The following is a 253-nucleotide window of genomic DNA, read 5'->3' as shown; positions in this document are numbered from 1 at the left end:
CGACTGTCGTGACTTTTCCTTCTTCTATCTGGCCGCGCCAGAGACAAATCCCTCGCGAAACACCATCTGGACCGATATCTACGAAGACCCGGCCGGCAATGGCTGGATGACGTCGGCCGTTAGTCCCTTCTATTCCGAGCAAGGTGAATTTCTTGGTGTCGCTGGCGTCGACATGACCCTGGACGTGATTGTCAATCAGGTGCTGGCGATGGAGCTGCCTTGGCAAGGATTCGCGATGCTGTTCGATGCCGAG

Annotated in this window: 1 protein-coding gene; it reads left to right on the top strand. The window is 56.1% G+C overall.

Features of this window, described 5'->3' with window-relative positions; genetic code table 11:
• Nucleotides 1–253: hypothetical protein (locus R0J88_RS21890; RefSeq protein ID WP_410901160.1), on the top strand; the 253-nt coding region annotated here is incomplete at both ends.

It is taken from the genome of Pseudoalteromonas sp. SIMBA_162, assembly GCF_046535955.1.
Taxonomy (GTDB): domain Bacteria; phylum Pseudomonadota; class Gammaproteobacteria; order Enterobacterales; family Alteromonadaceae; genus Pseudoalteromonas; species Pseudoalteromonas marina.
The sequence above is the reverse complement of the archived record's forward strand: the minus strand, read 5'-3'. Positions and strand labels throughout refer to the sequence as shown.